Annotated in this window: 1 protein-coding gene; it reads left to right on the forward strand. The window is 56.6% G+C overall.

Annotated elements, in window-relative coordinates; translation table 11 throughout:
* Positions 1-56: 56 nt before the first annotated feature.
* Positions 57-1,049 (forward strand): IS5-like element ISNpe16 family transposase, encoded by a 993-nt coding sequence (locus NO978_RS19715; RefSeq protein ID WP_015298782.1) that lies wholly within the window; start codon positions 57-59, stop codon positions 1,047-1,049.
* Positions 1,050-1,070 lie beyond the last annotated feature (21 nt).

The following is a 1,070-nucleotide window of genomic DNA, read 5'->3' on the forward strand; positions in this document are numbered from 1 at the left end:
TGAGGGTGTCATAGAACAGTTCTCATACCAGAGAGCAGGGTGAACGCTGAGGTGGTATGAGCCCAGCGACCCTGCAAGATAATCCTACGGTAGAGACGTTCTTCAATGCCGTGGAGACGGAGACGCTAGCGCTGTTCGAGCATCTCTCCTTCGAGTTTCTCGAAGAATTCGACGTGTTCGCCCCGGCGGAGACGGGGCGAACACGAGACCACGAACCACCCGAGATGATGCGTGGGTTTCTGCACTGCTACTACAAGGATATCTACGGCATTCGTCCGGTTGCGCGAGAACTGAACAACACAGTCGTCTGGCTCAGCTGTGGCTTCGATCGACCGCCGTCGAGAGACGCGGTCGATCGTTTCCTCACCGATCTCGAACACGTCATCGACGAGATTTTCGACCACCTCGTCGAGCAGGCCGCCTTGCGGGGCCTGCTCGACTTGACCTACTCGATTGATTCGACAGACGTGAGAACGATGCCAGCCGATCAAGACGCGTCGAAATGCTACGATCCAACGGCTGAAGAGTACTACTACGGCTACGGCTGCACGATCGTTTCGACTGGTTCAAAGATCCCGATTGCAGCGGAATTCACCGAGAGCAAACAAGCGCCAGAAGAGACGGCGATGCGCGTCACGCGTGACGCGCTCGCCGTCGACACTCCGATCTGGATGCTTGGAGACAGCGCCTATGACACACTCGATTGGCACGACTACCTGCTGACCGCAGGAGTCGTGCCAATCGCCCCGTACAACGCACGCAACACCGACGATCCACTGGACATAGAGTACAGGGTCGAAGACCGTATCAAAGAACACAGCAAGGACGTGAAGTTGAAGCAATCGACGTTAGATGAGACGTACAACCGCCGGACAGGCGTCGAACGAACTAACGACGCAGTCAAGGACTGCGGCCTCGGGCACGTCCACGCCCGAGGCCGCGTCCATGCACGAGCACAAGTGTTCCTGTCGTTGTGTCTGCGTCTCGTTATTGCGATCACCAACTACGAACGAGGAGATAATCCGGGAAGCACGATCATCACGGTGTGACAAGAGTTCTATGACACCCTC

The sequence above is a fragment of the Haloarchaeobius sp. FL176 genome (genome assembly GCF_024609245.1).
GTDB lineage: Archaea > Halobacteriota > Halobacteria > Halobacteriales > Natrialbaceae > Haloarchaeobius.

Coding starts and splice junctions, on each gene's coding strand:
- NO978_RS19715 (WP_015298782.1), top strand. CDS start 57: ATGAGCCCAGCGACCCTGCAAGATAATCCTACGGTAGAGACGTTCTTC.